Genomic DNA, 20,099 nt, shown 5'->3' with positions numbered 1-20,099 from the left:
TACAGATCGAACGCAGGCTGCTATAGAGAGTCGTAAGCAGATTCATGCCAGCGTCCTTTCGACAGCGTCGGTAAAGACCTTCGGTGAGGCCAGCTGCATTTCGCGGCTGGCCATGTCGACGGCGACTTGCACGGAGCTGGCGCGGGTCAGGCGTTCGCCGGTTTCCAGGTCACTGATCAGGTAATTGATCTTCAACCGGTTCTCCCACTCCACCAGATTTGCCCGCACGTTCAGTTTCTGGCCGAACACTGCGCCACGCACGTAGCGCAGTTGCAGGTCGATCACCGGCCAGGCGTAACCCGACTCGGACATCGCCGTGTAGTTATGGCCGATCTTGTCCAGCAACGCGCAACGGGCGACTTCCAGATATTTGACGTAATGGCCATGCCAGACCACGTGCATGGTGTCGACGTCAAAGAACGGCACCTGGATTTCCGTATCGGTGTGAAGCACTCCCTTGCTACGCATGCAGCCTCCAGTGTTGCTCGGCAATTCGTTTCAGGCACAGGCGCAATTCGCCTTCCAGTGCGCGATCTTCGATGACCGGCGGGAAGTCCTTGGCCAGTTCCTCGTGCATGGCGGCCAGGGCTGGCGGCAATGGGCGAGCATCCTCGGCCTTGCTGCGCAGCCACACGCCCTGATTGGCTGCGAGCAAAGTCGCGGCGGCGACCTGTTCGGTCAGCTCCAGCACACGAATCGCATCGCGGGCGGCAATGGTGCCCATGCTCACTTTGTCCTGGTTGTGACACTCGGTAGAGCGCGAGAAAACGCTGGCAGGCATGGTGTTTTTCAGTGCTTCGGCGGTCCAGGCGCTGGTGCCGATCTGCACGGCCTTGAAGCCGTGGTTGAGCATCGCCCGGTCAGCGCTGGCGCCGGACAGATTGCTCGGCAAGCCATGGTTGTAACGCTCGTCCACCAGCAACGCGAGTTGCCGATCCAGCAAGTCGGCCACGTTGGCCACCAGGTTTTTCAGGCTGTCCATGGCGAACGCGATGTGGCCGCCGTAGAAATGCCCGCCGTGCAAAACGCGCTCGGCTTCAGCGTCGATGATCGGATTGTCGTTGGCGCTGTTGAGTTCAATTTCGATGAACGAGCGCAGCCAGTTCAGGCTGTCCGCCAACACGCCGAGGACGTGGGGCGCGCAACGCAGGGAATAACGGTCTTGCAGGCGGTGCAGTGGCGCGGTCGGCGCGTCGATCGCCAGATCCTTGCGCAGCCACGCGGCAACTTGCATCTGCCCCGGGTGCGGTTTGGCGGCGAACAGGCGCTCGTCGAAGTGTTCCGGGTTGCCCTGCAACGCCACCACGTTCAGTGCGGTGATGCGGGTAGCCAGTTGCAGCAGGTAATCGGCGCGGGCGAAGGCCAGGCAGGCGAGGCCGGTCATCACGGCGGTGCCGTTCATCAACGCCAGTGCCTCTTTCGGTCGCAGTACCAACGGCTGCCAGCCCAGTTCACGATGCACGTCGGCGGCTTGTCGGCGTTCACCTCGGAACATCACTTCGCGTTCACCGGACAGCGTTGCGGCAACGTAGGACAACGGCGTCAGATCACCGCTGGCACCGACCGAACCTTCTTCCGGGATCAGTGGCAGGATGTCGTGTTCGAGGAACGCTTGCAGGCGTTCCAGCAGTTCCACGCGCACCCCGGATACGCCATGGCACAGCGACTGCAAACGCGCGGCGAGCACCGCTCGGGTGGCTTGTTCGTCGAGCAGTTTGCCCAGGCCACAGCCGTGAAAGGTATACAGATGACGGGGCAGCGCCTCGACGTGATGCAGCGGCACCGCGACCACGCAGGAGTCCCCATAACCAGTGGTCACGCCATAGATCACGCCTTCCTTGTCCAGCAGGGAATCGAGGAATCGCGCGCCCTTGGCGATACGCTCGCGGTACGCGGGATCGCCCTGCAACTGCGTCGGCACCTGACGGTTGGCCAGGGCCAGCACGTCTTCGATGCGCAAAGGGAGTTCGCCGAAGGTTACCGGCTCATGCGTTGGCGTCGTCATCGGTCTTCCAGAAAGGGTAAAAGTTGAACCATTGTTGGGGCGCTTCGAGGCAATAGTGACCCAGGCGCTCGGCGTAGCGGGACGCCCACTGATGAATGACCTGTTCGCGATCGCTGCGTTTCCACACCACGGCCTCGGCAAACGGTTCGAGGGTCACGCGATATTGGCCCGATGGTTTTTTCAGGCACATCAGCAGATTGATCGGGCATTTCAGCAAACCGGCGAGCAGCCACGGCCCCTGAGGGAACGCCGCCGGGTGGCCGAGAAAATCCACGGTCACACTGCGTCCGCCGTGCAGCGGCACGCGGTCGCCGGCAATCGCCAGCCATTCGCCACGCTCGAGCCGCTCATGCAATTGCAGCATGATCACCGGGTCCAGCTCGCTGACCTGTATCAGTCGCAAATTGGTTGCACCGGCCTCGCCGAGCAAGCGGTTGAACTGCTCGGCGTGCTTGGTGTGGACCAGCACGTTCATCGTGACTTTTTCGCCGATTTCCGCGAGTGCGCGGCAGACTTCGAGATTGCCCAGATGCGCGCCCACCAGCATTTGCCCACGAGTGCCGCGCAGTTGATTGCGCAGCAGCGCCGAGTCGATGATTTCGATCTGGTCGATGCTCAGCTTGCCGTTCCACACGTCGAGCTTGTCGAGCATGGAGTCGGCGAACGCCATGAACTGGCCGAACACGCGCCAATGGGTGGGGCGCAGTTCCGCGCGACCGCTCCAGTCGACGAGACGTTGCTGGTACTGCCAGGCGCTGTGGCGCGCGCTGCGTCCGAACAGGAAAAAGTACAGGACGATGCCGTACAAAATCGGGCTCAACAGCCGCCGGCCCAGCACTTTGGCGCCGAACGCGGTGAGCTTCATCAGCCAGAAGCTGCCTCGCTCCTGGCGATCGGCCCAGTGCTTTTTATCTACGTCACTGCTCATGCCCGCCACCGTCGCCAGAGGATCACCGGTGCCCGCAGCAACATGCCGAAAAACAGCCGTGTGTGCATGCTGGAGATCAGCACATTGTCGTGGAACAGGCGGAAATGCGAGACGCCGTCGAGCGGGTAATGAACCCGGGTCGGCAACCATTGCATCGGCAGGTTGCGCCAGGCCAGGCGCACCAGAATGTCGGAATCAAAGTCCATCCGTTTGCCGATCTTCGCCGAGTCGATCAGCTCCAGAGTCGGCGGCAATGGATAGACGCGAAAGCCGCACATGGAATCGCGAATCTGCAAGGACAGCGTATTGATCCACACCATGACGTGCGTCAGGTAGCGGGCATACAAACGACCTTTAGGCACGCTGGCGTCGTATTGCGGGTAACCGCAGATCACCGCATCCGGGTGGGCGCGTGACTGCTCGATGAAGAGCGGCACGTCCTGCAGGTCGTGCTGTCCGTCGGCATCGACTTGCAGCGCGTGGCTGAAACCCAGGCGTGAGGCTTCGCGCAGGCCGGTCATGACGGCGCCGCCCTTGCCTTGGTTGGCAGTAAGGCGGATCAGGTTGACCATCTCGCGCTGCGCCAATCGGTCGAGCACTCTGGCGCAGGCTTGATCGCTGGCATCGTCCACCAGAATGCACGGCAGGCCACTGGCAATCACCGCGTCAACCACCGTGGTGATGGCGGTTTCGTGGTTGTAGACCGGAATTACGGCGCAGGGGCTATGCATACCAATCACACCTCAACCTTGTAGCTGCTGGCTAAGCCTGCGTCCGGCCGCGAAGCGGTCGTAAACCGGTATGTGCGGTTTTCCGGGATATAGGGGGTGGTGTCGATGCGAGCGCTTCGCACTCGGACGCAGCCTTCGGTAGCTGCTACAGGGGGCTTCAACTTATCCACAAGCGGCCTCCAGCAAAATCCGCCCACTGGAGCAGGTGGCAGTTTCATTGCGATAGGCGAAATACAATTTGCTGCGTTCCGGGTCAAAGCGCAGGTGCAGCTGGATTTCGTCACCGGGGCGCACCAGTTGCTGGAATTTCAGCACTTCCATGCCCGCGAATTTCGCCGGCAGGTCCATCAATTGCTGGCCTAGGTTCAGCGCCCATTCCACCTGCACCACGCCGGGCAGTACCGGCGTTTGCGGGAAGTGGCCGCTGAAGTAAGCGAGGTCCGGCGGGACTGCCAGTTGCAGGCTCCACTCGCCGTCGACTTCGACCTGTTCGAGCACTTCCGGCGCCTTGACGCGGGGCGCCAGCAGCAAGGCTTCGACATCGGCCTGAGGCAACTTGCCCTGAGCGTTCAGTGGCATTTGCCGCAGCAATCGCCAGCGTCGGGGCAGGGCGAGGGTTTCGCAGTGCTGAGTCAGGTGCTGACGCAATTCCTGCGTGAGGGTGCGTCGCCCCTGATTGCGCAAGGCGTGCAGGCCCGATTCGCTCAACACCAATAGCGCACCCAGCGAGGCGCGGTTTTCCTGGACCACACCGAGGCGCGCTTCCGCGACCCAGTGGTGGTCCATCAGAGCCTTTTCCAGCATGGGCAGCGAGATACGTTTTTCTTCCAGTTTGACGATCCGGTCCAGCCGGCCGAGCAATTCGAAACGGCCGTTGGCCGTAATGCGTGCGGCGTCAGCAGTGTGTTCGGTGTGGCCGGCCGGCAAATAGGGCGATTGGATCAGCAGCGCGCCGTCACTGTCCTGGCTCAGTTCGACCTCCGCAAACGGCTGCCAGAGATCGTCCCCTTGTCGCCAGGCGATTCCACCGGTTTCCGAGCTGCCGAGGATTTCTGTCGGCCATTGTTCCAGACACTGGTGCAGGCGCTGCGCGGCCTCGGCGGGCAACGCACCACCTGAGGAAAACACTCGTCGCACGGCGCTCAAGGCAGGCCAGTCGAGGTTGTCTCCCATGCGTTTGAGCAGCGCCGGGCTGGCGACCCAGGCGAAGGCCGGGTGTTCACGGCTGGCGCGCTGCAAGTCTTCGGGAAACGCCAGTTGCTTGCGTACAAATGTCCGCCCGGCGCACAACGGCCACAGCACCCGAAACAGCAAGCCATAGATATGTTGAGTGGCGACGCTGCCGATGATGCATGCCTCGCCCAGGTCTGCGCCCCAGAGCTGTTCCAGCGCCTGAACTTCATTGGCCAGTTGGCGCAGGGTTTTGTCGATGCGCTTGGGCTCGCCGCTGGAGCCGGAAGTGCAGAGGCTCAACTGGCAGGCGTCTAAATCCAGCACGGCACCGGGGAGAGGCGGGTGACGGTAATCGCTCAGATGAGCGTCATCGGCCAGATTGGTCAGCCACAGGTCGACATCGGCGGACCAGCGCTGGCGAGTCTGCTGTTGCAAATCGGCGGGCAGCAGCACGCTGACGCCGGCACGCCAGGCACCGAGCAGGGCAATGGCCAGGTCGGCGGCGTCTTCCAGGTGGACGGCAATGCGCTGCACACCTTGGGCTTGCAGGCCGGCTGCCAAACGCAGGGCCTGTTCGCACAGTTGTGCATGATTCAACGCCGGTTCGGCCGTGACGGCACGCTCCGGCTGAGCCTTGAGCAACAGCTGCTCAAGTGTTATCCAATTCATGAGTGGCCTCGTACCCGTTGTCGTATCAGCCATTCAATGGCAAACAGCAGGCCCATCAATCCGTAGGAAATCAGGCCGGTGTACAACATCCACCAGCTCAGCGGCGCCCAAAGGGTCAGGGCGGCGGCGAGCACGCCGTTAAAGATGAAAAACACACACCAGGCAATTGTCACCTGACGCGTATAAATAATGGCCTTTGGCGGCAGGTGCGGTTCACGCAGGCGCGCCAGGCGTTCGACCATCGGCGGGCCGACTTTGAGGCTCAGTCCAAACAGCCCGAGCATGAACGCGCTGATCAGTACCGGGTACCAGCGCAGCAACTGCGGGCTGTCGAACAGTGCCAGCAACAGGCAAAAAGCGATGGCGATGGTCGCCATCCACAGGCTGCCGGGACGCCGCGCACCGAGCAGCGCCCGAGCCAGCCACAGGCTGCCCAAGAGCAGGCCGAACTGCCACGGAGCAAAATGTTCCATGCCGAAATACACCGCAAAGGGGTACAACAGGCCCGCGAGCAGCAGGCCAAGGCCGATCAGTCGGCTCATGCTGCCGGTTGAACCAGGCGATACACCGCCTCGACCACGTCGCTGACAGTCCGCACCGATTTGAATTCTTCGGCGGCGATTTTCTTGCCGGTCTGACGCTTGATGTGATCGATCAGGTCGACGGCGTCGATGCTGTCGATTTCCAGATCCTGATACAGGTTTGATTCGAGGCTCACGCGCGCCGGGTCCAGCTCGAAGAGTTCGACCAAGGCATCGCGCAGGGTGTTGAAAATGTCGTCACGAGTTTGCATGGTCCGGTCTCAAGCTGCCTGTTTTGCAGTGACGAACGCCGCAAGGCTCGCCACGTTGGTGAAGTGATTACGGGTGTCCTTGGCGTCGGCGTCGATTTTGATGCCATATTTTTTCTGAATCGCCAGGCCGAGCTCCAGAGCGTCCACCGAATCCAGGCCCAGGCCTTCGCCAAACAATGTCTGTTCGTTGTCAATGTCGTCGGCGCTGATGTCTTCGAGGCCGAGGGCGTCGATGATCAGATCTTTGATTTCACGGTGTAGATCGCTCATCTTCGGCGAGCTCCTTAATAAAGTAAGTATGCAAATATTCGTTGAGCTTGCGCGAAGCCTGCGGGGGCGGGCCTAGCGTTGCGAAAGACTGTGGGTCTATATCGGCCCCAACGCGAAAACTGAAGTGCACGCGGCGTTTCGGGATCCGATACCAGGGCTCGGCCTTGGTCAATGTCGTCGGGCTGACCTTGATAATCACCGGGGTGAGGATTTTCGCACCGCGCAGGGCGATCGCCGCGCCCCCCCGATGAAAGGCTGGCGCCTCGCCAGGCTGAGTGCGCGTGCCTTCGGGAAAAATGATCAAGGTCTGACCGTCTTTCAGCGCATCGGCAGCCGCGTCCAGCATGTCCATGCTGCCGTCGTTGCTGATGTATTCGGTACGGCGTAGCGGGGCGCGGGTAAAGGGGTTGTCCCAGAGGCTTTGTTTCACCACGCAATTGGCATGAGGCACCAGGCCAATCAGAAACACGACATCAATCAGCGAGGGGTGATTGGCCAGGATCATTTGCCCGGGGCGACCGAGTTTTTCCGCGCCCTGGATGTCGTAGGTCAGGACACCGGTACGGGCCATGAACCGGACAAAAAACCAGAAGCAACGACTGACGGTTTTTCGTGCGCGCAGGCGGTGGGTTCTGGCATCACCGGGCAGGCAACCCAGCAGCGGGAAAACCACCAGCCGCAGGCACAGGCCGCCTAACCCGAACAGGGTGAAGCTTGCGGCAGTGGCCAGCAGGCGCCAGTAATAGGCGTCGCGGTTTTTTCCGGTTACGGGGTGCGATGCCAGGTCCATACACGATTCTTCCAGGCATGTTGGCAAGTGGTTTGCTGGCCGAGCAGGGTACGCAACAGATTCAGGGCATGGGGCCAGTGGGCTTTGGACAAGCTTTGCGTCGAGCTGTTCAAGGACAACTGCCAGTCGGTACCGGGGGTCAGCAACAAAGCCACGGCATAGGGAAACGGCACATCGTCGATCCAGGTCTCGTAGGCGTCGGGCGGTTGTTCTTCGGCGACAATCAGCAGGACGGCAGGCGCGCCTTCGTCCAGCATCGCCGCAGCCTCTAGCATGCCGTGTTCAAGCCCGTCACCGGCGGCGGCGAGCGCCGTCATTTCGCTGGTTTCGCCACGCATGATCGACCATAGACCAATAACGGCGTTGTGGACGGACAAGCTGAATTGAGTGGGTGACAACGGTTGGTCGGCCGCCAGATCCCTGAGGATTTCGAACGTGCGCGGCGTTTCGCCGTGGCGGGATATAAAGACCAACGGTAGGTCAGTGCGACCATCGGCCAAGGGCCAGCCGACACTGAAGGCCATTCGCGCCAAACGGCTGAGTCGCCGGCGCTGCATGGCGGGCAGAAACGACACGTCGGGAGCGGCATCGCTGCTCGCAAGCACGACCGGTTGTCGGCACCATGCCTGCCAGTCGTCCACGCTTTCGAGCCCGGGAGCCCACGCGCGCCATTGGGCGATGTTGAAGTTGATCACAGACATACATCCCGCCCCTGCAGGGCTAACGTGACGCGGTGAGTCGCAAAAACAGCGACAGACCTTACGTGGCGCGTAACGCCGAGTGGCGCGCATTATCCGGGTGCTACGGGTGCGTAGCAAATGCTGGTTACATTTTGCGCAAGGAAATGTACCGTCCGGTTCGCGAAAAGCTGTCTGTTGGCCATTATCCACATCAGCATGTGCGCGTCTGTCGGCCCGTTACCCGAATCAGTGAATGAGATTGCCTCCTATCAATGGGGAAACAGGACATGACCGTGTAGTCCCTGTCCCAAGGAGGTAGCTAAGCGATGCCGTGGACTACTACACTCGGTCATTCTTTGATACACGGAGGTCTGACATGCGGCGCGTGGTATTTAATCAAAAAGGTGGCGTGGGCAAATCCAGTATTGCCTGCAATCTGGCGGCGGTCAGCGCCAGCGAGGGCTATCGCACCCTATTGGTGGATCTCGATGCCCAGGCCAACTCCACTCAATACCTGACGGGCCTCACCGGCAATGACATCCCGATGGGCATCGCCGATTTCTTCAAACAAACCCTTTCCTCCGGCCCGTTCTCGAAGAAGAACCAGGTCGACATCTACGAAACGCCCTTCGACAACCTGCATGTGATCACTGCCACGGCTGAACTGGCGGATTTGCAGCCCAAACTTGAAGCCAAACACAAGATCAACAAGCTGCGTAAGCTGCTTGACGAGTTGGGGGAAGATTACGACCGGATTTACCTGGATACACCGCCCGCGCTGAACTTCTACGCGGTATCGGCGTTGATTGCTGCGGATCGTGTGCTGATCCCCTTCGACTGCGACAGCTTCTCGCGTCAGGCGTTGTACGGCCTGCTGGCTGAAATCGAGGAATTGAAGGAAGACCACAACGAAGGCCTGGAAGTCGAAGGCATTGTGGTCAACCAGTTCCAGGCTCGCGCCAGCCTGCCCCAACAGATCCTCGACGAGTTGATCGCAGAAGGGTTGCCGGTGTTGCCGGTGTACCTGGCCAGTTCTGTGCGTATGCGCGAATCTCACCAGGCGAACACGCCGCTGATCCACCTCGACCCACGGCACAAGCTGACCCAGCAATTCGTCGAACTGCACAATCTGCTGGAAAATGCCTGATCCTGCGTAACCACCGACCCCCTGTAGGCGTGAGCCTGCTCGCGAGAGCGGAGTGTCAGTCGACATCAATTTGACTGTTATACCGCTATCGCGAGCAGGCTCACTCCTACATTTGATTGGCGGTGGTCTTAAATACCTTGGCTACGCAGCCAACTCATCAACTGCGGTAACGGAAACGCCCCGCTCTGGCGCGCCACTTCCCGGCCGTTCTTGAACAGAATCAGACTCGGGATCGAGCGAATCCCCAACTGCGCCGACAACTGCTGGTTCGCCTCGCTGTCCAGTTTCGCCAACCGGCACTTGCCCGCCAACTGAATGGCCGCCTGCTCGAACACCGGTGCAAAAGACTTGCACGGCCCGCACCAGTCCGCCCACACGTCCACCAGCAACGGCAGATCGCCTTTGATCTGGCTGGCGTAATCGCCTTGCTTCAATTCGAACGGCTTGCTCAGCAAGACCTCGGCCTTGCAGCGCCCGCATTTTGGATGGTCGTTGAGGCGCTCGGCGGGGATGCGGTTGAGGCCGTTGCAGTGCGGGCAGGGGATGAGGAGAGGGTCGGTCATTTTGGGCTCCAAAAAATTGAGCAATCAGACTCGCTGATTTGGAGTCGAAGGCAGGATTTATCAAGTTGATAAAACGACTGAATCGAATTCACAGCCGTCGCAATTGCACACAGTTTCCGGAGGGGCAGTGCTGAAACGGTAGCTACGCTGCGGGCAACTCAACACGACTTATCTTCAGTCAAGGAGATCGCTTTGCTTTCAACTGCGTGCTACTTTTGTTGCACTTATCGACTTCTCGATGTTTTTCACTTTCCGGATAGGAGTACTCCCATGTCCGTGACTTCCAAAATCCGCCGTCAAGGTGGAGCCGCCGTGATAACTCTCCCACCTACCTTATTGAAACTCTTGCATCTGGAGGTAGGGGCACAGTTGGAGCTCAACGTGGTTAATGGTGAGTTGATTGCTCGCCCCGTTGTGCCGTCTTCTCGTAAACGCTACAGCTTGACTGAGTTGCTTGAAGGCGCTGAAGAAATAGCTGAATTGAATGCGCTGACATCGTCTGCCTGCGAAGGTGATCCAGTTGGCCGGGAGTTGGGTTGATGGTGCGTGGGCAGGCCCCGCAGCGGGGCGACGTCTATTGGGTTGACCCCAATCCGGTTGCTGGACGAGAGATGATGAATCGGCATCGCTTCGTGGTGATAACGCCAAGGGAAATCAATGCTCTGGGTGTCAGCATGACGGTCCCTATCACCAGCGGCGGCAGCTTCAGTCGAAACTCGGGCCTTGCGGTTGTCGTATCAGGACATGACACGACTGGGGTCGCGGTGTGTAATCAGGTGCGCAGTTTTGATATTGAACAGCGCGTCCGTGATGGCTCTGCCAAATTTATCGAGCGTCTTGATGACGTGACAATGGCCGACATCGTTGCTCGAGTCGTCAGTTCCATCGATCCACTGGATTAGCCAGCATCACGACGAACAACTAATCTCCAAATGCTTGCCCCACTCCGGCGGCCGCTCGGCGTAACTCTCCATCCCCGGCTGTTCCTCGAACGGATTGCTCAGCACCGCGTGCAGCCGCCGAACCTCTGAATAATCCCCGCTCTCCGCCGCATCGATAGCCTTCTGCGCCAAGTAGTTACGCAGGATGTACAGCGGATTGACCGCGTGCATCCGTTGCTGGCGCTGTGCTTGGTCAACCGCGCCTTCGCGAGCCACCCGGGCAACGTAGAGCTCGCCCCAGGCGTCGAAGCCCTTGATGTCGACAAAGTCATCACGCAAGCGGGCGACAGCCATTTCCGGTGACTTATCTCCGAGACGACGGAAGAACAGGCTGTAATCGACGCCACTGTTCTGCATCAGTTGCAGCAGCTGTTCCAGCAGTTTCTGGTCATCGTCTTCAGCGGTGGTGAGGCCGAGGCGACGGCGCATCAGGTCCAGGTAGTGGGCCTGGTACAGCGGCAGGTAAAGCCCGAGGGCTTCGCGCAGGGCTTCGACGCTGATGAACGGCGTCAAAGCCTGGGCGAGGGCGCTAAGGTTCCATTGGCCGATCGGCACCTGGTTGCTGAAGGAGTACCGGCCCTGATCGTCGGAGTGATTGCAGATGAAGTGGGCGTCGAAGTCGTCGAGGAAGGCAAATGGGCCGTAGTCGAAGGTGATGCCGAGGATCGACATGTTGTCGGTGTTCATCACTCCGTGGCAGAAGCCATAGGCCTGCCACTTGGCAATCAGCTCGGCGTTACGCTCGACGATTTCGCGGAACATCGCCAGATACGGTTCCGGTTGTTCCAGGCATTCGGGGAAATGCATGGCCAGCACGTGCTCGCCGAGTTCTTTCTGCTTCTCGGGGCGTTTGGTGTAGTAGAAATACTCGAAATGCCCGAAGCGCACGTGACTCGGCGCCATACGCAGGACCATCGCCGCGCGTTCCTGCTTCTCGCGCCAGACCGGCGTATCGGAGCCAATCACGCACAGCGCTCGGGTGGTCGGAATGTTCAGGGCATGCAGCGCCTCAGAGGCGAGAAACTCGCGGATCGAGGAGCGCAACACCGCGCGGCCATCGCCCATGCGTGAAAAAGGCGTCTGGCCGGCGCCCTTGAGGTGCAAGTCCCAGTGTTCACCGGCCTCGTTGTAGACCTCGCCCAGCAACAAGCCGCGTCCATCACCCAGCTGCGGGTTGTAGGAACCGAACTGGTGCCCGGAATAGACCATCGCCCTCGGTACCGCGTCGGCCCAGAGCTTGTGGCCGCTGAACAGCTCGGCGAACTCCGGGGTTTCAGCAACGGTCGGGTCCAGGTCCAGCAATGCCATGGCCGCAGGGCTGGCCACCACCAGGCGCGGGTTATCGATGGGCTCGGGCAGCACATGGGCGGAAAACGTATCGCCCAGACGGGCAAAACGATTATCGAAGGTCAGTTCGTCGAGGGCTTTCACCGGCCATCTCCAGCAGAATGTCCAAGCATTCTGCTGGGGATAGGGCGGTTAGTCGAGCTTGGCGGATGGCGGCTCTTGCACGGGTTTGCCATCGGCCATCGGCACGATGGTTTTACTTTCCGGCTCGATCGGCACCATTTTGTATTCCTGACCCTGAAGGTTCTTGAGGTAGACCTCCATCTGCCGGAACGAGATGTTGATGTGCTGCTTCTTGAATTCGCGGTTGATGAAGCGGTTGACCTCATCGAGCACCGGGTTGCGGTCACCGAGGTCGCGCACGTGCATGCGCAACTCGTGGTCGAGGGTGCTTTCGCCGAAGTTCAGGAAGTAAACGTGCGGTTCCGGGTCCTTGAGCACGCGCGGGTTATCGCGGGCCGCCTTGAGCAGCAGCTCTTTCACCAGGTCCAGGTCCGAGCCGTAATCGACGCCGAGCTTGAGGGTCACCCGGGTGATGGTGTCGGTGAGGGACCAGTTGATCAGTTGCCCGGTGATGAACGTCTTGTTCGGGACAATGATGTCCTTGCGGTCAAAGTCGGTGATGGTCGTGGCGCGGATGCGGATCTTGCTCACCGTACCCGACAGGTTGCCGATGGTGATGGTGTCGCCGATTCGTACCGGGCGCTCGAACAGAATCATGATGCCGGAGATGAAGTTCGCAAAGATTTCCTGCATCCCGAAACCGAGACCGACCGACAGCGCCGCTACCAGCCATTGCAACTTGTCCCAGCTCACGCCGAGGGTCGACAGGGTCGAGACAAAACCGACGCCGGCGATCACGTAGGACAGCAGCGTGGTCGTGGCGTAGGCGCTGCCCTGCGCCAGGTTGAGTTTGGACAGCACCAAGACTTCCAGCAGGCCCGGCAAGTTGCGGGCGAGGGCGAAAGTGATGCCGATGATGATCAGCGCGCCGAGCATGTCGCCGATGCTGATCGGCACCATGCTCATGGTGGCGCCCGTGCCGCTGGTGTATTCGTAGAGGGTGATGTTGTCCAGGTACGAGAACACCGAAATCAGGTCGGACCAGGCCCAGTACAGCGCGGCCATGAAGCCGCCGAGCAGCGCCAGGCGAATCAGGCGCAAGGACTGTTCGTTGACCTTCTCGATGTCCAGCGTCGGTTCCTCGATGACTGCTTCGCCATCACCGGCCTCTTTCGCAGCCTGACGTTTGGCCAGGGCTCGCTGGTACGCCAGGCGGCGCGCCGCCACGCTGAGGCCGCGGACAAAGGTGGCTTCGATCACCAGCCAGAACATCAGCAGGTAAAGGGTGTTGATCAGTCGATCACTGAGCTTGAGCGCCGTGTAGTAGTAGCCGAAGCACACGGCCACGAACAGCGCGATTGGCAGGGCGGTAAACAGGATCCCTACAATTTTGCGGAACAGCGAAGTGTTCTCGTGCGTCGGGCTGCGCATCAGTAAGCGGCTGAGCAGCCAGGCCATCAAGGCATAGCAGGTCAACACCACCGGCATGCCCAGTACATCATCGGCGAGCGTTGCCGGTTGCAGTTCGGCGACCGCCACTACCGCCACCAGCGCCATGACCACCAGACCGAGTCGACGGACCCAGCCTTGAAGGAATTCGACCTGAGGCTTTTCCCAACGGAAATGCAGTTCCGCCACGCCACCCGGCGCGAGGATCCGATAGGCGGTGTAGAACACCAGCCACGCCTGGGCCATTTGCAGCAGCGCGGCACCCATGTTGGCGTTTTGCCCGCGGGCGTCGATCTGCAAGGCGAGGCCGCACAAGGCCAGGCCGAGCGCGACCGGCATCGCCAGCAAAATATTGATCAGAATGGCCTGAGGCGTGTGCCACTGGCTGTCGCGCTTGAAGTGGCCGATGTCCTTGTGAACCTTGTTCAGTCGGGCATACAGGCTTTTGCGTCGCCACAGCAGGGCGCCGATCAGCAGCACCAGCGGCAGAAACAGCAGCGGACGTTGAATCAGGCCATCGCTCAACTCACTCAGGCTGGAAAACCACGGCAAGGTGGTGACCTGGCGCTGCAAGCGTTCCGGCACGGCGTGAATCCATTCCAGGTCCAGTGGCTTATTGCTGGGGATCCAGAACATTTGCTCGTCGAGGGTCGCGCGCAGGCTTTGCGCGGTGCTCAGCAGTTGCTTCTGATTGAGTTGCAGGGTGATGGATTCGTTGAGCACGGCGCTCAATTCGCGGTTCAGTCGCTCCAGCAGGTCGGCGCGGGTCGTGGCCAGTTCCAGCAGGCTCTTGCGCAGTTGCGGGGTGACTTGATCCGGCGGCTGGGTCGACAGCAGATTGTCGACGTAAGTGGCCGGATTACTCAGCAGTTCGCGTTGCTGGCTGACTTCAAACTGATAGAGGCGAATGTCGGCGATCTGGTCGGCCAGGTCGCGGTCGAGCCTCAAGCGCGGCAGAGACTGCTTCTGTTTGTAGAGAATCTTGGACAGCAGCAGGCTGCCCTTGAGCACGTTGATTTGCTCGTCCAGCGCTGAATCGCTCTGGGTGACGTTGTCCAGTTGCTGCTTGGTTTGCAGGTTTTGCTGGGTGACTTCGTTGAGGCGGTCGGTGCTTTTGAGCAGGTAGTCGGACAGCTTCAGGTTGGCCGCGCTTTCGGTGGCCAACAGGGCGCTGCCACCGGACTTCTGCGCCTCGATGGACTGCTGGGTCACCGTTTCCTGGGACTGGGCCAGGCGTTTCTGGTTGATCAGGGTTTGCAGCTCCTGGATCTCCTGATCCAGGCGATCGGATTTTTCCGAGAGCAAATCGTGCTGGCCGCTGCCCAAGTCCTGCAACTGACTGTTGCCGGCCAGTTCCTGACGGCGCAACGGGATCAGTGCATTCAGGGCGGCGAGCTCAGCATTGAGCAAGTCGCGCTGTTCACCACTCAAGGTTTTGCCGGCATCTTTGCCCGTCTTGAGGGTGTTGTTGATTTGTTGAATGCGCGTCTGGCTGGTCGAAATTTCCGCTTGGGCGCGCTCTGGTCGGGTCTGGGCGGTAATCACCAGACTGTTGGCATCGGCCAGGGCTTTTTGCAGATCGCTTTGCTGAGTCGAACGCTCGGTGAGCATTTGCTCGAGCTGCGGGATCGACAGGTTGGCGTAGCGCTGCCCCACCGGCTGCGCCTTGGTCGCCTTGAGGCGCGCCAGTTCACGCTGGTTCTCGATGTTCTGCTTGGGCGCGGTGGCCAGTTGCTGTTTGAGGTCGGCGAGTTTCTGCTCGTAGTCACGCGCGTTGTTGAGCTGGGTCAGCGTGTTCTGCAGGATGGCTTGCAGCGCTTTCTGGTCGGCTTCCGGCAGCTTGCGGTCGGCGATCTTGTCCAGGCTTGCCTGCACGGCTTCGCTGGACGGCGGTTCGGCCGCTTGCAGCGTGCCGATGGAGAGGCTCAAGCCCAGCAGGGCCATGACGAAAAAGGTGCGCAGGGTTGACATAGAGACCGATCGAAAACGAGACGAAGAGTGGAGTTTAGAGGAACAAGCCCGGACCCGGGCGACTTCCTTCGGGGAATCTGACGCCCACTTTGCCGATCTTGTTCCCTTCCATGACCGCCACGGTCCAAATGGTGTTGTTCCACTCCACCTGGTCGCCGACCACGGGTGCACCCCCGACTTTCTGGGCGATGAAGTGGCCGAGCGTCATGTCCGGATCGATGCCTTCGACTTTCAACCCGTACAGCGAAGCAACCGCGCCCAGCTGGGCGTCTCCTTCGAGTACGAAGTCGCCGAAGAAGCGCAAATCCAGACCCCGCTGCGGTGCCTGGCTGAAGAGTTTTCCGAGCGCCGGCAGGTTGTGTTCATGGCCGATAACACACAGCAAATCATCGACTTCCAGCACCGTACTACCCGACGGATGGAGCAATTGCTGGCCACGAAACAGGGCTGCGATGCGCGTACCTTCGGGCATTTTCAGCTCGCGGAGGGGCGAGCCGATGCACCATTTCTCGGCACCGAGGCGATAAATGAACAGTTCCCACTCACTGGTGACATGCACTTCCAGTGCAGACCGCGAGATCGGCGCGGGCTCCGGCGGCACCGTCACTTTCAGCAGTTTGGCCACCCAAGGCAGACTTGTGCCCTGCACCAGCAGCGACACCAGCACAATAAAGAAGGCGAGATTGAAATAGAGCTGGGCGTGGGGCAAACCGGCCATGAGCGGGAACACCGCCAAAATGATCGGGACCGCGCCGCGCAGGCCGACCCAGGAAATGAACGCTTTTTCGCGGCCATGGAATGCCTTGAACGGCAGCAGTCCGGCCACCACCGACAGCGGCCGCGCGACCAGAATCATCCACAGCGCCAGGCCCAGCGCGGGCAGGGCGATCGGCAGCAAGTCATGCGGGGTAACCAGCAGACCCAGCACCAGGAACATCCCGATCTGCGCCAGCCAGGCCATGCCGTCGAGCATGTGCAGAATGCCGTGACGGCTACGCACCGGCCGGTTGCCGATGACCAGACCGCACAGGTACACCGCGAGGAAGCCGCTGCCGTGCAGGGCGTTGGTCAGGGCAAACACCACCAGACCGCCGGCAATCACCAGAATCGGGTAGAGGCCGTTGGCCAGGTTGATCCGGTTGACCAGTTGCAGCATCAGCCAGCCGCCGCTGAGGCCGACGACGGCGCCGATACCGAACTCACGCACGAAGTGCCCGAGCAAGCTCCAGTGCAGGCCGGTCTCGCCGCTGGCGAGCATGTCGATCAAGGTGACGGTGAGGAACACCGCCATCGGGTCGTTGCTGCCGGATTCGATTTCGAGGCTGGCGGTGACCCGTTCGTTCAGGCCTTTGCCACCCAGCAGCGAGAACACCGCTGCGGCGTCGGTCGAGCCGACAATCGCGCCGATCAGCAGGCCCTGAATAATGCTCAGGTTGAACAGCCAAGCGGCGACCATGCCGGTCAACGCCGTGGTAATTAACACCCCGACCGTGGCCAGCGACAGCGCCGGCCACAGTGCAACGCGGAAACTCGCGACCCGGGTGCGCAAGCCACCGTCGAGCAGGATTACCGCCAATGCGAGGTTGCCGACCAGATAAGCCGTGGGGTAGTTATCGAAAATAATGCCGCCACCGTCGACGCCGGCAGCCATGCCCACGGCCAGGATAATCACCAGGATCGGGATGCCGAGGCGGGACGAAAGTGAGCTCACCAGAATGCTCGCACCTACCAGCAACGCGCCGATCAGAAACAGGCTGTTGATGGTGATTGCATTCAAAGGCAGTACTCCAGAAAACGAAAGGCGGGCACAAACTGACCATGCAGTCTGCGTGCCAGCGATTCTAACCTGTTGAAATGTGATGCTGTCAAAAAGGTTTTTGCATTGATACACCGCGATGGCAATACCCGCCCTGTAGCAGCCTGCGTTCGGCTGCGCAGCAGTCGCGATTCCTATGTACCGGATTTGTCTGACATACAGCGAATGACTATTTGACGACTGCTGCGCAGCCGAACGCAGGCTGCGCCAGCTGCTACAGGGGCGGTGTGATGGGTGTCAGAGGCTGAACCGCCCAACCATGTTGTTCAGGTCCAGCGCCAATCGCGACAGCTCATTGCTCGCCGCACTGGTCTGATTCGCCCCGGTCGCCGATTGCACCGACAAATCACGAATGTTCACCAGGTTGCGATCCACTTCGCGGGCCACTTGCGCCTGCTCTTCGGCGGCGCTGGCGATGACCAGGTTGCGTTCGTTGATTTCGACGATGGCGCTGTTGATAGTGTCCAGCGACAGGCCGGCGCCACGAGCAATGTTCAGCGTCGACTCGGCGCGCTCGGTGCTGTTGCGCATCGAATCCACGGCGTGCTCGGTGCCGCTCTGGATGCTGCCGATCATGCGTTCGATCTCGCTGGTCGACTGCTGAGTGCGATGCGCCAGGGCACGAACCTCATCCGCCACCACCGCAAAACCGCGACCGGCCTCACCGGCGCGAGCCGCTTCGATGGCCGCGTTCAGGGCCAGCAGGTTGGTCTGGTCGGCCAGACCGCGAATCACGTCCAACACTTTGCCGATATCGCGGGATTCGTTGGCCAGGTCGCCGATCAGCGTCGCGGTGCTCTGCACATCGGCGCTCATGCGTTCGATGGCGCTGACGGTTTCCTGCACCAGATCACGGCCATCACCGGCCGACGTCGTGGCATTTTTCGAGGCTTCGGAGGTGCTCACGGCGTTACGTGCGACTTCTTCCACGGCGCTGGTCATTTCGTTGACCGCAGTGGCCGCCTGTTCGATTTCGTTGTTCTGCTGAGTCAGGCCACGAGCGCTTTCGTCGGTGACGCTGTTGAGCTCTTCAGCGGCGGATGCCAGTTGCGTGGCCGAGCCGGAAATCCGTTGCAGGGTGTCGCGCAACTTGTCCTGCATCTTCGACATCGCCAGCAGCAAGCGACCGGCTTCGTCTTCACCATCGACGGTGATCGGGCGCGTCAGGTTGCCTTCGGCAATTTCCTCGGCAGCGCTCAGTGCGTTGGCGATCGGCTTGGTGATGCTGTTGGTCAGTAACCAGGCGAACAGCAAAGTCAGGCCGGTGGCGACGACCAGCAGGGTGATCACCAGGTTGAATGCCGAGGAATACTGGTCGGCTGCCTGCTGGTTGGTGTCGAGGGTCTGCTGTGTGTTGATCTCCAGCAAACGGTTGAGCACGGTGTTGACCGCTTCGGAGTTGGTCAGCAAGTCGGTGTTGAGCAACGTGCGCAGTTCATCGACCTGATTGTTGCGTGACAGGCTCTTCATGCGGTCTTCGATCTGGCGGTACTGACCCAGTAACTGCACGTATTGATCATAAGCCGCACGTTCCTGCGGGCTGCTGATCAGTTTTTCGTAGGTCGTCTGGGCGGTACGGATCTGCTGATTACGGGTTTCCAGCAGGTCCATGGTTTTCTGCTGCACGTCCGGCTCGCGGTTGACCAGCAAGCGATAAGACAGAACGCGCAGACGCAGGGTCAGCTGAGTGAATTCGTCGAGGCTTTTAATGCTCGGCACGCTGCTCAGGGTGATCTCCTCGGCGGCACCGCGAATCTTGCTCATCTGGTTCAAGGCGAACACGCCCAGGATCAGCATCAAGCTGCCAATCAGGGCAAAACCGAGGAACGCCCGTGGAGCGATATTCATATTACGAAGGGACATTGTGTTTACCGAAGTGAGCGCACCCGTGCGGCGCTGAAGCTGACGTATGAGTGACTTATCGGTCATGCGACTAAAGTCTTGAGTCCCTGCGCGTTTTTGTCGCACAAGCCCCCCTGGCGACGAAGTGCAGGAACCGGATCCGCCAATCACAGTCTCTACTGCTCGCGAGAAAGGTCGCCCGCCAGGAAAATCAAGGCTTTAGGCCCCAATAACCCTGGCATCCGTGGTGACTTTTCTTTATCGTACGCGCCCTTTGAAAATGCTCGGAAAATCAAAATGTTGGAAGCATCCCTAAGCCAATTGGAACAACTGGTAAATGATCTGGTGCAACAGAACCAGGCACTGCTGGGCACTAACCAGACCCTGAGCGCAGAACTGGCTCAGGCCAAGGATGAAAACGAAAGCCTGCAACTGAGCCTGATGGAGCAGGAAGAGAAACAAGGCGCCACCGCCGCACGCATTCAAGCCTTGGTTGAGCGCGTCAGCGCCGGTCCGGTCAGCGCATGAATCACGGCGCCGCAGGGGTAAAAGTCGTCTCGATCCTGGGGGAGGACTATTCGATCAAGGCGCCGGCCGGGGAAGAGCAAACCCTGCTGGACGCCGCGATGATGTTGAAAGCTGCTTTGGCCGACACCAAACGGAAGTACCCGACCCTGATCGGTGACCGCCTGCTGGTGCTGGCCGCGATGAATCTGTGCTCGCAGCAAATCGAAATGAAAAAGCAGCACAAGCAGGAACTCGACCGTTACCAAGAGCAAGTCAGCGCCACGGTTGAAGTGATCTCCAAGACGATCAATCAGGCCTGATCGGCTTTGCGCACAACCAAAGAATAAATTGTCGATAAGTGTTGTATACAATCGGCACGGCTGTTGCAGTGTTTCAGCCTCTTATTCTTTGGGG

20 protein-coding genes and 1 pseudogene are annotated in these 20,099 nt (G+C 60.2%); 5 read left to right on the top strand and 16 right to left on the bottom strand.

Translation table 11 applies throughout. The annotated features are described in order from the left end of the window. Window positions 1-42: 42 nt before the first annotated feature. The 10 genes from D882_RS0104205 to D882_RS0104160 form a co-directional block, all read right to left on the bottom strand. Window positions 43-468 (bottom strand): thioesterase family protein, encoded by a 426-nt coding sequence (locus D882_RS0104205; RefSeq protein WP_027922077.1) that lies wholly within the window; start codon window positions 466-468, stop codon window positions 43-45. Continuing rightward, entirely contained in the window at window positions 461-2,005 is a 1,545-nt protein-coding gene (gene hutH / locus D882_RS0104200; RefSeq protein WP_027922076.1) for a histidine ammonia-lyase, read from the bottom strand. Before hutH ends, D882_RS0104205 begins: the two co-directional genes overlap by 8 nt. Further along, window positions 1,986-2,933, bottom strand: coding sequence for a glycosyl transferase (locus D882_RS0104195; RefSeq protein ID WP_027922075.1), 948 nt, complete (start codon window positions 2,931-2,933; stop codon window positions 1,986-1,988). Before D882_RS0104195 ends, hutH begins: the two co-directional genes overlap by 20 nt. Beyond that, complete coding sequence (locus D882_RS0104190; protein ID WP_027922074.1) at window positions 2,930-3,664, bottom strand: glycosyltransferase family 2 protein; 735 nt, start codon at window positions 3,662-3,664, stop codon at window positions 2,930-2,932. The genes D882_RS0104195 and D882_RS0104190 overlap by 4 nt, the downstream gene beginning before the upstream one ends. 162 nt (window positions 3,665-3,826) lie before the next feature. Further along, window positions 3,827-5,506 carry an acyl-CoA synthetase family protein gene (locus tag D882_RS0104185; RefSeq protein WP_027922073.1) on the bottom strand — a complete coding sequence of 560 codons (1,680 nt, stop codon included), beginning with the start codon at window positions 5,504-5,506 and terminating at the stop codon, window positions 3,827-3,829. Further along, complete coding sequence (locus D882_RS0104180) at window positions 5,503-6,048, bottom strand: membrane protein (protein ID WP_027922072.1); 546 nt, start codon at window positions 6,046-6,048, stop codon at window positions 5,503-5,505. Before D882_RS0104180 ends, D882_RS0104185 begins: the two co-directional genes overlap by 4 nt. Then, window positions 6,045-6,299, bottom strand: a complete 255-nt coding sequence (locus D882_RS0104175; RefSeq protein ID WP_007947135.1) for an acyl carrier protein — start codon at window positions 6,297-6,299, stop codon at window positions 6,045-6,047. Before D882_RS0104175 ends, D882_RS0104180 begins: the two co-directional genes overlap by 4 nt. 9 nt (window positions 6,300-6,308) lie before the next feature. Beyond that, the gene (locus D882_RS0104170; RefSeq protein WP_027922071.1) at window positions 6,309-6,569 is read right to left on the bottom strand and encodes a phosphopantetheine-binding protein; all 261 of its coding nucleotides are present in this window, start codon (window positions 6,567-6,569) and stop codon (window positions 6,309-6,311) included. Then, a complete protein-coding gene (locus tag D882_RS0104165; RefSeq protein ID WP_027922070.1) occupies window positions 6,550-7,359 on the bottom strand; it encodes a 1-acyl-sn-glycerol-3-phosphate acyltransferase in 810 nt (269 codons plus the stop codon). The genes D882_RS0104170 and D882_RS0104165 overlap by 20 nt, the downstream gene beginning before the upstream one ends. Then, entirely contained in the window at window positions 7,335-8,060 is a 726-nt protein-coding gene (locus D882_RS0104160; protein WP_027922069.1) for a beta-ketoacyl synthase chain length factor, read from the bottom strand. Before D882_RS0104160 ends, D882_RS0104165 begins: the two co-directional genes overlap by 25 nt. A 355-nt stretch (window positions 8,061-8,415) precedes the next feature. Between D882_RS0104160 and D882_RS0104155 the strand changes: the two genes are divergently transcribed. Beyond that, window positions 8,416-9,186: a ParA family protein gene (locus tag D882_RS0104155; protein ID WP_027922068.1), complete on the top strand. Its 771-nt coding sequence runs from the start codon at window positions 8,416-8,418 to the stop codon at window positions 9,184-9,186. 128 nt (window positions 9,187-9,314) lie between these two features. On the opposite strand, the gene trxC is transcribed toward D882_RS0104155, so the two are convergent. Further along, a complete protein-coding gene (trxC, locus tag D882_RS0104150; RefSeq protein WP_027922067.1) occupies window positions 9,315-9,749 on the bottom strand; it encodes a thioredoxin TrxC in 435 nt (144 codons plus the stop codon). A 270-nt stretch (window positions 9,750-10,019) separates the two neighbouring features. Here trxC and D882_RS0104145 point away from each other — a divergent pair, with 270 nt between their 5' ends. After that, on the top strand, window positions 10,020-10,289 hold the full coding sequence (locus D882_RS0104145; RefSeq protein WP_027922066.1) for a PbsX family transcriptional regulator: 270 nt from the start codon (window positions 10,020-10,022) through the stop codon (window positions 10,287-10,289). Further along, entirely contained in the window at window positions 10,289-10,651 is a 363-nt protein-coding gene (locus D882_RS0104140) for a type II toxin-antitoxin system PemK/MazF family toxin (protein ID WP_027922065.1), read from the top strand. The genes D882_RS0104145 and D882_RS0104140 overlap by 1 nt, the downstream gene beginning before the upstream one ends. A 6-nt stretch (window positions 10,652-10,657) precedes the next feature. Here the strand turns inward: D882_RS0104140 and selO are convergent, their stop codons facing one another. The 5 genes and pseudogenes from selO to D882_RS1000000133440 form a co-directional block, all read right to left on the bottom strand. Next, complete coding sequence (gene selO, locus D882_RS0104135) at window positions 10,658-12,121, bottom strand: protein adenylyltransferase SelO (RefSeq protein ID WP_027922064.1); 1,464 nt, start codon at window positions 12,119-12,121, stop codon at window positions 10,658-10,660. A gap of 48 nt (window positions 12,122-12,169) precedes the next feature. Beyond that, entirely contained in the window at window positions 12,170-15,520 is a 3,351-nt protein-coding gene (mscK, locus tag D882_RS0104130) for a mechanosensitive channel MscK (protein WP_027922063.1), read from the bottom strand. A gap of 34 nt (window positions 15,521-15,554) precedes the next feature. After that, window positions 15,555-17,297, bottom strand: a complete 1,743-nt coding sequence (locus D882_RS0104125; RefSeq protein WP_027922062.1) for a potassium/proton antiporter — start codon at window positions 17,295-17,297, stop codon at window positions 15,555-15,557. 276 nt (window positions 17,298-17,573) lie between these two features. Continuing rightward, the gene (locus D882_RS1000000133445; RefSeq protein ID WP_370741086.1) at window positions 17,574-18,437 is read right to left on the bottom strand and encodes a methyl-accepting chemotaxis protein; all 864 of its coding nucleotides are present in this window, start codon (window positions 18,435-18,437) and stop codon (window positions 17,574-17,576) included. Continuing rightward, window positions 18,429-19,184 (bottom strand): annotated as a pseudogene (locus D882_RS1000000133440) (MCP four helix bundle domain-containing protein); the annotation flags it as partial. The gene D882_RS1000000133445 and the pseudogene D882_RS1000000133440, both read right to left, overlap by 9 nt. Window positions 19,185-19,475: 291 nt before the next feature. On the opposite strand from D882_RS1000000133440, the gene D882_RS0104115 reads away from it, so the two are divergent. Together D882_RS0104115 and D882_RS0104110 are read left to right on the top strand one after the other, a co-directional pair. Beyond that, a complete protein-coding gene (locus D882_RS0104115) occupies window positions 19,476-19,706 on the top strand; it encodes a hypothetical protein (protein ID WP_027922060.1) in 231 nt (76 codons plus the stop codon). Beyond that, a complete protein-coding gene (locus tag D882_RS0104110) occupies window positions 19,703-20,005 on the top strand; it encodes a cell division protein ZapA (RefSeq protein ID WP_027922059.1) in 303 nt (100 codons plus the stop codon). The genes D882_RS0104115 and D882_RS0104110 overlap by 4 nt, the downstream gene beginning before the upstream one ends. The last annotated feature ends 94 nt before the right edge of the window (window positions 20,006-20,099 follow it).

It is taken from the genome of Pseudomonas sp. URMO17WK12:I12 (genome assembly GCF_000514395.1).
Lineage (GTDB): Bacteria > Pseudomonadota > Gammaproteobacteria > Pseudomonadales > Pseudomonadaceae > Aquipseudomonas > Aquipseudomonas mucoides.
Note: the sequence above shows the minus strand (reverse complement) of the source record. Positions and strands in the feature narration are given on the sequence as shown.